Genomic DNA, 15,124 nt, shown 5'->3' on the forward strand with positions numbered 1-15,124 from the left:
AAGCTTAGTCGTTGGTGACGAAATGTGTCGGCTCACGGCTGCGGGCGTTTCACGCCGTTGCGCAGCAGCGCCAGCCAGTTGCGGTCGTTGGCCTGGCCCCAGCGGTAGGTGCCGCGATCGTTGAAAAACACCGAAATGTCTTCCAGGTACCACATGTGCATTTTGACGTTGAGTTGACGCACATAGTCGCTTGCCGGGCAGACGATGGCTGCCCAGGGGTCGCATATCCACAGGCCGACCCAGCCCGCTTCGCTGAAGTCCAGGGTCGAGCCCAGCGTCGCCGGCGGGTTCCCCACCACCACAAACGCGTGGGCGGGCGGGCTGGTGCCCCAGACGCGCGCGGCGCCACCGTTGAACCTGATCAGTTCGCTCGCCACGTGGGCCATCTGGTCGCAATTGCCTGCGCCGGTCTTGAGGATCACTTCGGTGTAGTTGGGCTGGCCCGCCCGGCTGTACTGCCACATCACCAGCGGTTCGGCGATGGCCAGCCGTTCCAGCTCGTCGACCCCCGTGCCCACGATGTTGGCCGAGCCGATCCCGGTGCTTTTGACCAACGCCACGGTGCTGGCCTGGGCCTTGCTGGCCAGGTACTGATTGAGGGTCTGGCCAGGCTGCGCGAGGTAGGGCGGCCAGGTGTCGAGTTTCAAGGGTGTGACGGCCACGCTCATGCCCAGGCGCTGCCCCTGATCGCTGGCGTTGAGCAACAACTCGCGCTGCTTGATGACCCGCAGGCCGCGTGACTGCTCGAGCAGGCGCTTGAGTTTGGCCGCACCGAAGCCGCGCCTGGCCAGTTGTTGGCTCAGTACCTCCAGGGTGGGCAGTGTGACCAACGGGCGGTTATGCACAAACCCGGCGGCGCTCAAGTAGTCGAGCTTGCGCTGGCTGAATGCGCGGATCAGCTGTTCGGGCTCACCGCCGAGGTTGAAGTCCAGGCGGTTGAACAGCATCGCCGGAGCGGGGGCGATGGCGATGCCTTCGTAAAAGACCCCGGCGTCGGCCTCCACGATAATCCGCGTGCCTTCCGCCGGGGTCAGTTCGATCGCCATGGCGCGCAGGGTTCGGCTGTCATCGGTGCCCACCGTCAGCCCGGTCAGCTCGACCACGCGGGTGTCGCGGTTGAGTTGATTGTCCAGCTGATTGTTGGGCAGGCCGAATTGCGCTTCGTTGGCGATGAGCCGACCGGTGAGCTGGGGCTTGTAGGTCAGCGGCGCGGTCCTGGCCACTGGCGTCAGTTCAAAGCTGGTGCCTTGGGGCATCGCTTCGTACAGCCGGCGGTTGTGGACCAGCTTGCGCGGGTCAGGGCCGACGGCGGGGGCGGGGATCAGGCGCAGGTGCTCGATGGCCTGGGCGCGGCGTTGCTGGATCGAGGCGTTGAACGCGGTGAGTTTTTTGGTGAAGCAGATCAGTGGGATCGGGCTGCGTTTGCTGCGCGCCGCACCGCACAGGCTGTCGAAGCCTTCGGCGGCCTTGAAGTAGGCGGGCGAGGCCAGGTCGTCCAGGTGGGTCGGCGCCTGGTGCTCCAGGCGGAACAGGTTGTCGCCGTCGAGCAGGTCGGTGGCGTCGCGACGCGCAATCAGCAGCGGCTGGGTGGCGAACAGCCGTTCGCTGACCAGCACCTGCTGCCCGCGGGCGTTCTGCATCGGCGCCACGCCAAGGGCGCTGTCCAGACGAAAGGTGTGGCTCGGCGGCCCATAGGGTTTGCCGGTGAACGGGTGGCACGGGTACCAGTGTTTTTTGTGCAGCAGCGCATTGATCCGCAGCAGGTCGCTGCCGCGCAGCAGCGTGCCGCTGCCGAGGTTGGCGCCAGCGAGCAGCCGGGGGTAGTCGAGCAGGAACCGGTCGGCGGTGCGACGTTGAACCTGTTCGATAGCCGTGTGGAGGATTTTCCGCGCACCGCCGCTCAGCCGGATCACCCCGCTGCGAGCCAGCCTGAACAGGCCCGGAAGGCCGTCCAGCGGGTTCAGCGCGGTGTTGAGGAAGGCGCCGCTCAAGCGGGCCAATTGCAGCAGTTTGATCGGCAACGGCGCGGTTTTTTTCAACACCGCCAGGGACGCCGTGAGAAAGCGCTGGGTGGGGAACAGCAGCGCCAACAGGTCGATAAAGCAGGCGTAGCCGCCGTCGATGACACGGCGGGTGTCGCCGGAAGCGAGGTCCTCGGCGCAGGACCAGAACGGCACGAGGGCTTTGAGGCGTGTCCACAACCGATCCCAGCGTTGTTGCATCTGCTCGCGCTGCGTGGTTCCCCGGGCTTGCAGGTGCAAGGCGTCGACTTCGAGGAAGAAGTGCTCGCGCACGATGGCTTGGGCAATGGCGCGGTTGAGCGTCGAACCGTAGGTCAGCGCCGCCGCCGTCGGCGGCTGGGCGGGGGGCGGGCTGAATGACCACAGCGTCTGCACAATCACCTTGGCGCGCCCCCCCGGCCGTGGCGGGCGCCCGTTGGCATAGGCGTCCCAGTCCAGTGGCAGTTCATCGCCCATCAGCAGTTGGGTGACCGGGCGGGTGGCGTGGGGAGTGCCGGTGGCCACCGACATCAGCGTGCCGCCCTCGTGGAATGCCAGCGGTGCGCCGCGGCGTTTGTCGACGCGGTTCAACAGCGGGAACAGCTCGTATTCCTGCACCGCGCTGGGCGATGTACCGCGCAGGATCACGCCCATTCGGGCGCTACGCGCCAACGCTTCCTCCGGGCTCAGCAGGGCGAGGTCTTTGCCGGGTTCTTTTTTCAGTACCAACAGTTGCAAGTCGGCCTGTTGCAGGTGGTGTCGGTCGGCCAGCGGCAGTTGCGCCAGCAGGTCTTCGATCAGGCTGCTGTAGGCCTGCTTCAGGCGTTCGATGTAGGCCGCGAACGCGCTGTCGAAGCGTTGATGGATGTTGCCCAGGCGCCCGAACGATGGGCGCAGTTGTGCCAGGTCCAGTTGGGGCTCGGTGGACTGCCAGCGGCTGTCGCTCAGTTGGCCATCCATGTGCAACTCCACCAGGCTGTGCAGGCTGTAGTTCCGGCGCTCGTGATGGTGCATCGGGAAGCGCAGGCTGCCGCTGGCGAGCGGCGGGACGGGGCGCCACAGGCAGGCTTTGTCCAGCAGCGTCTGGTTGGGGAATAGGTTTTTCAGGTCGGCCAGGGCAATGCTGCGGCGGGTCGGTGGCGCGTCGGCAAAGGTGATCAGGGCTGCCTTCAAGGCGTGCAGACGTTGGCTGAGGCGCAGCTTCAGCGCGTCGATTTCATGTGCGAGGTAGGCGGTGTTGTCGCGTTCGGGCAGTTCGCCCACGGTGATGGCCCAGTCGAGCAGGGTGCGGGTGGCGAGGTATTCGCGCCACTGTTGTTGCTGGCCGGTCGTGGCGGGCATGGATGCCAGGGCGAGCATGTCGTGGTAGCTCAGTTGGCGCGGTGAGCCGGGCGCCATGGCCTGCGCGATCAAGACCCCTTGCTTGAAACTCATCCAGGCGATCGAGCTGCGAAAGCGCATCGTCGCGGGCAGCCCGCGCACCAGAAACTCCGGCGCGGCGCCGGCCAGCAACAGGTGGGCGGCGAGGGGCGCAGCGCGGGTGGAGACCTTGCAGGTTCGCACCAAATGCAGTTCCAGGTCTTGGCGCACTTCACCATGGGGCTTGCCCGCGTGGGCGCTCAGCTCGAAACCGGCGATGGGAGCGCCTGCTTCGCCGGCTCCAGGGTCGAGGTCGAGGATCAGGGCGCTCAACACCAACAGGTCGAGGCTGGTCTGGCTGGCGGCTTCGTCCGGGTGCTGGCCGTACCAGTGCAGCGCCGTCACCAGTTGTTGGCCCAACTGCCGCGCCGGTCCGCGCCGCAGCAGTTGTTTGAGCAAGTGGTCGGCCTGGGCGCGGATCGCGTCAGCACTCAGGTCGCTCAGCAGTGTGCCGCACAAGCGGTCAAGCAGGCGTGGGTGGCCATCGGGCAGGCCGTGATTGGAGGTGGCGAGAACGCTGTGGCGCTGTTCGCTGAGCAGTCGTGCCGGCGAGTGGGGCGTGGCGCTCAACAGCCCATGATAGTCGTCGAACTCGGGGCGGCGGGGCAGGTTCATCTCCAGGGTTTGCAGGGTGTCCTGGGCTTCGTCGACGCTGGTCGGTGGCGCAAGATCGTGCTGTTGCAGCAGTTGCTGGAGGGTGAAGGGGCCGCAGATGGCGTGCGGGACAACGGCGGGATGGTGCGGCGCGCCGGAGTCCGGTGCGGGGTGCAACGTCACGCTGGCCGTGTCGATCACGTGGTCGTTGGGCGGGGCTTGGATCAGGCCTTTCAAGCACTCGGCCATGACGTCGCGGTCATGGTCCTGGGCCAGCCACTGCTGGTGCTGCATCAGGGCGAGATCGGCGTTGGCCAGGTCGCTGACCGGCAGCGTGGTCAACGCCGTCGACTGGCGCAGCGTGTCGATCAGCACGCGGGCTTCGGCGGGTGTGTCGGGCACCGGCAGATCATGGCAATTGAGCAGTTGGGCGAGGCTGAACTGGCCGCTCTGGTGGACAAAGCTCCCCAACTGCTCGGCGACTTCGACCAGTTGTTCAAGCTGGCCGTCCAGGGGCAGCGCCAGCAGTTGTTCGATGCCGATATCCACCAGCCCGCCCCAGGCTTTTTTGCCGCTGAGCCGGCGTGTGGCGGGATCGAACATATACGTGCCGGGTTGCAGGCCGTCGACCGCTTCCAGCGCCAGGAACGACGGGTTGCGGGTGATGGCGTCGAGTAACGCGGCGCCGGTTTGCTGGGCGGTGGCCCAGAACGAACCAGAGTCGAGTTTGAAATAGCTCCTGTAGCAGGAAAACAGGCTGAAATCGTCGTCGTCGAGCAGGGTTTGCAGTTGGTCGGCGATCTGTTGCCGGTCTTGATTCAACCGCTTCAACCCGTCATCCAGCCCCGCCTTGGGCTCGGCGAAACTGTTCGATTGATCGAGTGCCTGGGAGATCACCCTGCGCTCGCCGCGATGCTCGGGGTAGGGATAGCCGTAGAAATTCAACACCGATTGCGCCGGCAGTTCGAGCGGCGCGGTTTCGAGCGGCACGTCCAGGCCGGCCAGGTCCACCGGCAGGCGCGTGGCCCAGGCCCGCAGGTGTGGGCGGCTGAGTGCGCGGCGGTATACCTGCAGCCAGCAGCCCAGGGTGGAGTGCTCGGGCACGATCACTGTGGTGGAGTCGCCGTTTGTCAGGTGATTGAACAACGCGCTGATCAATTGGCCATCGGCGGCCAGGCGTCGTGCCCGGCCTTGCTGGAGTACGTCGAGGGTGGTCGGCATGGGGAGATCCTTTCGCTGGGATTGCCGTCCTGGCAATCGAAGCACCCCATGGTGAAGGGGCGGCCCGGCGGCGGGTATGGCGATGCTTCCCGTTCGGCCGTGGCCGGCTTCCGCGTTGTCCGCCTGATGGGCTGAAAGTATTGAAACAGAGCCTTCGGCTGGGTATATACGGCCTAGGTAGGGGCATGACGCTGCACCAAAGCTGTGCAATACTCGGCGCGCGTCAAACGGAGAAAATCCTTACGCTATCCAGGTAATGCCCCTCCACAAAAGCCGCTTTTACCGCGAGTTCTCGCTGAATCTTGCCGTTTATTAAGTGAAAAACCCTGGGTTGAGCTTTTTATACTGCACCCCCGCTGAACTGGCCATGGCCAGACGGGTTGGCCCATGAGGCGAACCCGGTGTGAGGCGTCCTGGCGGACCTGCTGCGACGTCGAGTACTCGGTGGCTTAATCCAATAACAAGACGAGGTTGTACCCCTATGCCAGTTGGCAACCACCTGCCTCATGGCGAGACCGCTCAGGGCGGCCCGCTGAAACGTGAACTGGGCGAACGGCATATTCGCCTGATGGCCCTCGGCGCCTGCATCGGTGTCGGCCTGTTCCTTGGCTCGGCCAAGGCCATTGAAATGGCCGGCCCGGCGATCATGCTCTCTTACATCATTGGCGGCCTGGCGATCCTGGTGATCATGCGCGCGCTTGGCGAAATGGCGGTCCACAACCCTGTCGCCGGCTCGTTCAGTCGCTATGCCCAGGATTACCTCGGCCCGTTGGCGGGCTTTCTCACTGGTTGGAACTACTGGTTCCTGTGGCTGGTGACCTGCGTCGCGGAAATCACCGCCGTGGCCGTGTACATGGGCGTCTGGTTCCCCGATGTGCCGCGCTGGATCTGGGCCCTGGCGGCCTTGATCAGCATGGGCACGATCAACCTGATCGCGGTCAAGGCGTTCGGTGAGTTCGAGTTCTGGTTCGCCCTGATCAAGATCGTCACCATCATCGCCATGGTGATCGGTGGCGTCGGCATCATCGCGTTCGGTTTCGGCAATGACGGCGTGGCGCTGGGGATTTCCAACCTGTGGGCCCACGGCGGCTTCATGCCCAACGGTGTGCAGGGGGTGTTGATGTCCCTGCAAATGGTGATGTTCGCCTACCTGGGCGTGGAAATGATCGGCCTCACCGCCGGTGAAGCGAAGAACCCGCAGAAGACCATCCCGAATGCCATCGGCTCGGTGTTCTGGCGCATTCTGTTGTTCTACGTCGGCGCGTTGTTCGTGATTCTGTCGATCTACCCGTGGAATGAAATCGGCACCCAGGGCAGCCCGTTCGTGATGACCTTCGAGCGTCTGGGCATCAAGACCGCCGCCGGCATCATCAACTTCGTGGTGATCACCGCTGCATTGTCATCCTGCAACGGCGGCATCTTCAGCACCGGGCGCATGCTCTACAGCCTGGCGCAGAACGGCCAGGCCCCCGCGACCTTCGGCACCACCTCGCGCAACGGCGTACCGCGCAATGCGTTGCTGCTGTCGATCGCTGCGTTGCTGCTGGGCGTGCTGCTCAACTACCTAGTGCCGGAGAAAGTCTTCGTCTGGGTCACCTCGATTGCCACCTTCGGCGCGATCTGGACCTGGGTGATGATCCTGCTGGCGCAGCTCAAGTTCCGTAAGAGCCTGAGCCCGGCGGAACAGGCGGGCCTCAAGTACCGCATGTGGCTGTACCCGGTCAGTTCCTACCTGGCCCTGGCGTTCCTGGTGCTGGTGGTGGGCCTGATGGCGTACTTCCCGGACACCCGCGTCGCGCTGTATGTCGGCCCGGTATTCCTGGTGCTGCTGACGGTGCTGTTCTACACGTTCAAATTGCAACCGACCCAGGTTGCCCAAGGCGTCGCGCGCTCGGCGTAACGCTTGTTCAAGGCGGCCTGTGGCGCACAGGCCGCCTTGATGCGCTCAATCGCGCGGCAAGGCGTGAAGGGCGGCGTCCGTCAACTGGCCGATGAGGCGGTTGCGCTCGGCGGTCTGCGTGTCGATCAGCGCTTGCAGGCGGTCGAGGTGTTCATCGGAGTGTTTGTCCGGCAGCTCCTTTTGCAAGAGCCCGATCTTGTAGCGGGTCACTTCCTTGATCGTTAAGAAGGGCGCGGGAAAGCGTCGTTCCAGGTAGTCGAGCCAGAAGTCGCAGGTTTTGTACGCGTTCGCCAGCCCAGGGGAATCCTTCAACCCGCGCAGCATTTGACGCGCCTGTTGGACATCGTTGTCGACCACGCCGTACCCCTCCACTGAATACAACATTTGGTCCGCCTGGACCGGCAGGTTGAATTCCTCGCGCAACATCACCCGATAGAACAGGGTGATTTCGGCGGGGTCCGGCGAACGCCCTTGCGCGGTCAAGCGGCTGATGTGATCGTCGGCGAACTGGTCGAGCTGCTCCAGGTAATACACTTGTTTGGCCAGGCCGAGCAGTTCGCGGTCGATGCGGTTTTCGTCGTATCGAGCGAGGGTCTGATGCACTCGGTGCATGAGCTCCATGTTGTTGAACAGCAGTATGGCGCCGTCGCCACAGGTGCCCGCCGCATGGGTGTTGAGGAACACTTTTTCGCGCAGCTCGGTGGAGTTGCTCAGGCCATCGAGCAGGTTCCAGACCCGGAATGTCAGTTTTTTACGTGCATTTCCAGCGATGGTGTACTCCAGAGACTTGGTCAAGTCCGCCAACACTCTGAAGACATCATCGGGACGGGCGCCTTCATGGCTTGACAGACCGTTCCACAGTTCTCTGGCGCTGTCGTGTTTAAAGGGTTTCAGGTGGACCAGCCAAGGCAAAATGCCGCGTTCGGCGGGCGGCGTGTGGGCGATGCCGGGGAGGGAGCCCCCTACGGCCATGCCAATGTCGGCTTGGTATTGCCTAATGCGCTGCAAGGTTTGGGGCGACAGCGGATTGTCATGCAGGAACGTCGAACGATTTCGGATGATGGCTCTGGGGTGGGTAAACACGCGCTCGGGAATGCTGGAGATCTGGTTTTCCTGCAAGTACAGGGTGTTCAGATTCGCGTGATCTGCGGCGCCGATCGGCCATTGTTGGGTATGGGTTGCTCTTAAATCCAAGGTCGAGAGTTGGCTCATTCGCGTGACGTCGAGCGTGATCCCCAGGGGGTTGTAACCCAGGTTGAGGTTTTCCAGGTTGACCATGGCGGCGAGGCGTGCGGCGGACTCCTCGGTTAAAACCAGCGCGTTGCCTTCCAGGTTCAGGCGGGTGAGTTGCGTCATCTGGGTGATGGCGCTCGGTAGCTCGCTCAACTGGCAGTCGATTTGCAGGGCCCGTAAGCCTGGGAAGAGCGCGAGGAATGCATGGCCCGAGGCGGGGAAGCTGTCCCCGGCGATACTCAGGTGCTCGATGTGCTCGAAGCCCCTGAACCCGTTGATAAAGGCCGCCGTGGGCAGATCGATGGTGTCCAGTTGCAATGTTAATGACTCCGCATGAAACAACCCATCGATGTAGACCTGTGGCGGCTCATCCCGTCGCCAGGCCCTGCGCAGTGTGTTGGCGATATGGCGACGACGGCCCAGATGGAGGCCCAGTGGGTCGGTTTCGTCGTTGTCGGTGTCACGAGGGGTGTCGCTCCAGCGGGTCAGTTCAATGTCCATGAAGCTGTATTCGGCCTGGCGTCGGTCAAGCTCGATCAGGGCGGCCGGCTCATCCAGGTTGAGCCAGCGGATGAAGGCGCGGGCGGTGTCATTGTCGAACCGGGGGTAGAGTTCCTGGACCCTGCTCACCAGGTCCGGCGCGCGATTACCGCCGAATGGCCACAGCCAGTTCCAGACGGGGTACACCAGAAATGAGCGATCCAGGCCCATCGGCGGTTGCAGCCAGGGTTGCAGGTGCGGCAGGTCCAGCAGGCTTTTTATCGCCACGCGCTGGGACAGCGCCAGCTTGGCGATCTGCTCCTGAAGTGGCGCGAGGTCGTCTTCATGTGTGATTCCCAGCGTGCTCCGTTCGGTGTCGGTCAACGTCTGGATGATGGCTGACAGCAGGTTGCTGCCGCTGCCGGCGGGCGCGGCGAGAGGCGCTCCTTGTGAGTCGTAGGCGTGGTAGACCTGGTGTTGCTTGACCAGCACTTTTTGGCGCGTCCCGGCCGGGTTGCCGGCGGCTTCGATGCTGGAGCCGCTGAAGTGTCGGTCGCGGACTTCGATGCGCAGGTCGCTGGGCCAGCCGGGCACGGTGTTGAGCAGGTGCAGGATGATCCGGTCGCTGTCCGGGTTGATCAGGTTGTCCAGGTACAAGCCCTCGAAGGCGCGGTTCAGACGCACCTCGTGGGCGGTCAGTCGGGCTGTTTCGCCGAGGCGCAGGCTCACCTTGCCGTGTTCGTGCAGTTGCTTGAGTTCGCGGGGCGTTGCGTGCTCGAGGATGCTGTCGACGGTGTTGTTGGGTAAGTCGGCATGTGCGGCCTTGAAGCGTTCGCGCGCGACGTTGGGGCTGCGGTGCTCGCTCTCTTGGTAGAGCGAATTGAACAGATGGTTGGTTTCTTTCTCGGCGAACTCGACGATTTTTTTCACCAGTTTGAACAAGCGCTCTTCAGCGGAGCTGGGCAATTCGCCCAACAAGGCATTAATCAGCGTGTCGTAGCCGGTGAGTTGGTTCAGCAGGCGGGCGTCCCTGTAGTCCTGCTCGGTCACGAGGATTGTTTCAGCGTTCGGGCCCGCACTGGCCGGGTATTGATAGCGCACCTCGTTCCCGGGGCCGACGATCTGCAGTCTGTGGTTGTCCGGCCATCCCGGCAACGCGGAGATCACCAGCAATTGCAGGGCCGGCTCGGCTTCCTGGGTGTTGGGGTTCACCCGCAGTGCGTTGATGAAGTGTTGAATCTGTTGCTCGATCTTGAAGCGTTTGCAGGTGTCGGCCAACAACGGCGGCACCGGGTGGGTGGCACGGTGTACCTGGCGCAGCACGTGGTCCGGGGTGTCGGTCAGGGCGAGGATTTGACTGGCCCGTTCCTGCGTAAACGCGTAGTCCTCGTGCCCCAGGCGGTGGAATAGCTGGTGGGTGTCCCAGGTCATCGGGTTCTCGCTGGCCAGACGCCAGGTGCCCTGGCCGTTGTGCTCCAGGAGCGGGGTGTCGACACCGATTTTTTTCGGGTGCTTGAGCCGCCATTTGAACAGCGTTTTATCGAAGACGATGCGGAACAGGCTGCCGAACAGCGGCAGGTATTCGTTGCCCTCAATCATGAAGATCCCGTCGGTCCTGGGTTTGAGGCCTGGTGACAGCATTAGGTTGTGTTGGTAGGGCACCAGCGAGCCATTGACCAGGCTGACGTGACCTTGGGGGTTGCGTCGGGCGCTCATGTTGTCCCCCAGGGTTTTGCGCAGGCCCTTGGCGTCGGTGACACTGCTCATGCCCAGTTGTTGACGTTCGTGGGGGTGGAGCACCGAGGCGATGGCCAGGTAGAAGCTGTCTTGGGCGGGTGAGACGGGGATTTCACTGTCGTTGCGGATGTCATAGGCCTGGTAGCGACCGCCGGGGTGCAAGCGCAGGTTGACGGTGAGGTCGTCCGCACCGCTGGGCACGAAGGTCTCGCCCTGGCTGACATCCGTGACCACGAAGGGACGCTTGAGGGTGTCGCGGATCAGCGCGCCGGCAAATTCCCGGGCCCAGAGGTCGGTGTCGGCATTGAAGTCGCGGGGGTTGTACAAGCTGTCGATCACCGCGTCGATGCGCAACGCGGTACGTTGGCGATCGAGTGTTTCAACGAACGCTACCGGCAGGGTGCCACCGCTCAGAAACGCCTCTTGCTGGCGTGCTGTCAGCGGGTGCTCGGCGAGTAATCGCGCAAGGTTGGCGGCGGTCAGGGGCGGGTTCAGGTCGCGCAGTTTTTTCAACAGGGGCGTGACGGTAATCAAGGCCGGTGACACCTTGACCGGCAGAAACCGTCTTGCCGCCGGTGCGGCGGCGAGTTCCGCTTTTTCGTAGCCCCAGTAATCGAACAGCGCCGAAAACAGCGCGTGGCGCTCGAGGCTTGCCAATGCGCCAACCTGTTGGCGTACGCTGCTGACGCGCGCGTCCTCGGAGGCGTTGGGTTGGTCCTCTTTACCCAGGGCCGAGTCGCGTGGTTGCTGGCGGATGATCAGTTGAAGCAGGTGCTCGTTGCCCTCGGGGCCGCTGCCCGCGTCGTTGAGGTCTGTGTAGCTGCCATCCTCGCGGCGCTTGAGGTTGATGGCATGGGCGCGTGGGGGTGGTTGCTCGGTTTTACCGTAGGTCTCGATCCGCGTGCCTTGTGCATCGTGGACATGCAGCAGGGTGTCGGTCGGCCAGCCGTTGAGTTGGGTCAGCAGGCAGAAGACCGTGCTGTCGGCATGCGCCGGCAGTTGGCCGGGTTGGGGGAACCGCTCGATGATTTGCTGGATGACCTGATCGACCTGCAGTCGCCGGGCGCCTTCGATCAGGTTCAACGGTGCCGGCTGGGCGCGCCACACGCGATCCAGCGTATCGCGAGTGGTGGCGGTGCTGCGTAGCATGTGTTCAAGGTCGGCCGACGGGATCGTCGACGCCCCGTTGGGCAGCATGCGTTGCAGCAACTCCGGGTTGGACAGGAGATGGGCATTGTGCAGATCGAAGGTCCAGGCCTGGAGCTCTGGGGCGAATATGATCGCTGGGGTGTAGCCGTCTTTACCGCGTGTGAGTACATAGCGTTTGTGCGCGTCGTCGAATTTGACTTCGATCAGCACGTCCAGCTCGCCCTGGCGCAGTTTGGCGTAGAGGTGACCCTCGACCGTGTAAATGCCCAACGCGTTGGGCGTGATACCGTTGACCAGGCGCTGGTTGTCGTGGGCATACGGTTGGGCGTCGGCTTTCCAGAGCCCATGGCTGCCGTCGGCGCGCGTGATTTTGTACGGGTTGCCGAGTTTTTCCAGGTACGCGTGCATGCGTTGGCGATGGGCCCTTCCGGCGGTTGAGATCAGCTTGCCGCTGACGGCCAGGTCGGTGACATCGGCCAGCGCCGAGGCAAATCCGCTGGCTTCGCCCTTGGCCAGCTCATTCACGCCCTGGGCGGCGCTGTAGGTCAGGCTGCCCATGACCGCGAGTTGCATGACCCGGTTCATGCCGGTGACGCCGCCGGGCAATGGCGTAAGCAGCATCTGCAGCACTTCGCCGGCAATCGCTGCCGCCGCATCTTTGAGGGCTTGCCAGTCTTTTTCCGAGCGGGTTTGCGCCAGTGTGTCGAGGTCTGACTGAAAGCGCTGGATCTGGCGATAGGCACACGCCTGCACCAGGGTGATTGCGCGCCCGGATTTGATGTCGGTGTTGAAGCGGATGTTGTCCAGGGTCTTTGTTGAGAAGGCCAGGTGAAAACCGTCGTACACATAAGCGCCTAACCAACTGAACCCCTTCAGATGCGGCGCTTTGTTGATCAGTGATCTGAACACCGACAGCCCGATCAAGGGCACTTGCCGGGAGAACCAGCCCAAGTCTTTTTTCGCGTGGCTGTCAGTGAGTTGTGTGCGAAACGCGTACTCGGCGGCCTGGGCATCGTCGTGGTATTGCAACGCCCCGCCGGGACGGAAAGGGAAGTAGGACAACACGCCCAGGCTGGCCACGCGAATCAGCATTAAGGGCACGGGGATGCAACTGTCCCAGGGGACGAAGGGCACGGAGATCAGGGGGGTGATACCGGAGCTCAGGTTCAGCGTGTCGAACGGCAATTGCGCGCCAGTGCCTTCGATGGCGGCGTTGAGTCGCGTGTAGATCTCCAGGGTGACGCCGGTAGTGGCACGGTTGCGGTAGGCTTCGATTACGTCGAACAGCAGGCTGGCCTTGGCCGACGCCTCGAACAATGGGCGCAACGGCCCGCCCGGCGCCATGGCGGTACGGGCTTTGTCGCGCAGTTGAGCGCCCAGGTCCAGCGTGCGGGCGGCTTCGATGAAGGCCAGTGCGCCCAGGCTTCTGTCGTTGTCCGGCCCCACGATATAGCTGGCTTCCACCAGGCTGAAACCCGAGTCCCCGTGAATGGAGTGGGTGAAACCGTAGTTGAGGCAGGCCGCTTCCCACAGCGACATGTGCTTGAGATGCTCAATGTAATGGAAGTCGTAATGGGCCCGACGATAGCGCGCGGCGGGCAGGGGCACGGTATTGAGCGGAAGGAGCGGCTGCGGCGGGTCCCAGGGGAAGCCCTGCTCCCGTTTCTCTTTGTAGCGGGTGAACAGGGTGTATTGCTCGGGATCGCGCCCGCCGATTTTTTCCCGCAGTTGCGCAAGGCCTTGAGTCTTGAAGTCGCGGGTCAGTGCTTGCTGGGCGTGTTCCAGAGCGGTCAAGGCGCTCAATGCCTCGCGTTGCAACCTGACGTAGCGGGCTTTTTCCTGTGGGTTCAAGCTGCTCATGGCTTGAATCACGTTGTTCTGAATCTGCTCAAGGGCTTGTTGCCGTGACCAGGAACTGCTGGACTGCAAGTTGCCTGATAACCCGTTGAGTCGTTGATAAGTTGACATCAGCCATACCCTTTCACGATAAGTGGAAGGGCATGGAAGCACCGTCGCGAAAACGGCCGGGGCTATCTATTTAATGATGACGTGGGCAGTGAGCGACGCGCTTGCAACCTGCTGTCCAGGCGTTTGTTGAATTCCAGCCAGGTCGCCAGAGCGCCCATCAACACCACGCCTGCCAACGCGCTGAATAGCTGCATGGCCAACGCGTCGCCGGCCAGGGCGTTGAGCATGTCCGCCAGCGGTGCGAGCAGCACGCCGAGACAGAACACCTCCAGGGAATAGCGGCCCATGCGGCAACTCTGTTGCGCCAGCCAATGGCGGGTCCAGCCGGCATGGGGCAAGAGCTTGGCGGTGACATAAGCCAGCGCCAGGAAGTGCACCAGGCGCACCGGCGACAGGTCGGTCTTACTGATGGGGTACAGCCGTTCGCTGAGCCACGCGGGCATCAGCGCGTCATGCACCTCGGGCCAGCGCCAGGCCAGCGTGATGATCGCGGCCAGCAGCGAGTAGCCCGCCGCCGCCACAAACAGCGGCTGACGCAGCAGCGCGCGGCGCTCTGCCGGGCGTGGCCGGCGGGCATGAATCGCCGCCGCGCCGCCGAGCACAAACAGCAACTGCCAGGTGACGGGGTTGAAGTACCACACGCCATCGGCAATCGCCCGCAGGTTCCAGCCCATCCACGGCGCCAGCAGGTACACGCTCAGCGACACGGCCACCACCGCCCAGGTCTGGCGCAGCAGCAACGGTAGCACCAGCGGCAACCCGCCGAGCAGCACGATGTACAGCGGCAGCGGGTCCATCAGGTTGGGCTTGAAGCGCAACAGCAATTCATCGGTGAGCGCCTGCTGCGGGTGGGTGACGAAGTGCGTCAGGCCCATCTCTTCGACCAGGTCGCGGGTTTCCACATGGCTGTTGGCGAAGAACACGATGCCCATCAGCATCGCCAGCAAAAAGATATGCACCACATACAGCACCCAGGCGCGCCGCAGGATTTTCAGCGAGGCGATCCAGTAGCCGTCGCGTTGCAGGACGTTGCCGTAGGCCAATACGGCGGCGTAACCGGCGAGGAACACAAACACCTCTGCCGCATCGCTGAAACCGATGTTGCGCAGGGTGATCTGGCCGAGGGGGTTGTGGGGGACGTGATCCCAGAAAATGAAGATCAACGCCAGGCCCCGAAAAAAATCGATGCGCGGGTCGCGTCCGTTCAGCATGGCAGCGGGCTCTTGTACGAAAGGTTTAGTAATGACTGGCGCGCGCAGCTGTTGTCTTACGCCGCACGTCGAGCGGGCGCAGGTTGGCGGTATTTGTAAGCGATTGCAAAGGCTGGGTATTACTGAATGTCTCAATGGCGCGGGGGGCTACCTGTTAATTCTGACAGTAGACGGACCGCAGGCGCCGTGGCTTGCTAGAGCAAGGCCTGACG

At 63.3% G+C, this 15,124-nt stretch carries 4 protein-coding genes; 1 reads left to right on the forward strand and 3 read right to left on the reverse strand.

Annotation, left to right across the window (positions count from 1 at the left end):
• Positions 1-32 precede the first annotated feature (32 nt).
• Positions 33-5,234, reverse strand: coding sequence for a hypothetical protein (locus PverR02_RS05835; RefSeq protein WP_079442931.1), 5,202 nt, complete (start codon positions 5,232-5,234; stop codon positions 33-35).
• 481 nt (positions 5,235-5,715) lie between these two features.
• On the opposite strand from PverR02_RS05835, the gene PverR02_RS05840 reads away from it, so the two are divergent.
• Positions 5,716-7,134 (forward strand): amino acid permease, encoded by a 1,419-nt coding sequence (locus tag PverR02_RS05840; protein ID WP_017844578.1) that lies wholly within the window; start codon positions 5,716-5,718, stop codon positions 7,132-7,134.
• A 45-nt stretch (positions 7,135-7,179) separates the two neighbouring features.
• On the opposite strand, the gene PverR02_RS05845 is transcribed toward PverR02_RS05840, so the two are convergent.
• Together PverR02_RS05845 and PverR02_RS05850 are read right to left on the reverse strand one after the other, a co-directional pair.
• Positions 7,180-13,701, reverse strand: a complete 6,522-nt coding sequence (locus PverR02_RS05845; protein ID WP_227778791.1) for an NEL-type E3 ubiquitin ligase domain-containing protein — start codon at positions 13,699-13,701, stop codon at positions 7,180-7,182.
• Between the two features lie 62 nt (positions 13,702-13,763).
• Positions 13,764-14,912: an OpgC family protein gene (locus PverR02_RS05850; protein WP_079442933.1), complete on the reverse strand. Its 1,149-nt coding sequence runs from the start codon at positions 14,910-14,912 to the stop codon at positions 13,764-13,766.
• Between the last annotated feature and the right edge of the window lie 212 nt (positions 14,913-15,124).

It is taken from the genome of Pseudomonas veronii, assembly GCF_002028325.1.
Taxonomy (GTDB): Bacteria; Pseudomonadota; Gammaproteobacteria; order Pseudomonadales; family Pseudomonadaceae; genus Aquipseudomonas; species Aquipseudomonas veronii.

Excerpts from the sequence above, each read along its gene's own strand:
- PverR02_RS05835 (WP_079442931.1), bottom strand. The coding sequence starts at position 5,234 with ATGCCGACCACCCTCGACGTACTCCAGCAAGGCCGGGCACGACGCCTG.
- PverR02_RS05840 (WP_017844578.1), top strand. The coding sequence starts at position 5,716 with ATGCCAGTTGGCAACCACCTGCCTCATGGCGAGACCGCTCAGGGCGGC.
- PverR02_RS05845 (WP_227778791.1), bottom strand. The coding sequence starts at position 13,701 with ATGTCAACTTATCAACGACTCAACGGGTTATCAGGCAACTTGCAGTCC.
- PverR02_RS05850 (WP_079442933.1), bottom strand. The coding sequence starts at position 14,912 with ATGCTGAACGGACGCGACCCGCGCATCGATTTTTTTCGGGGCCTGGCG.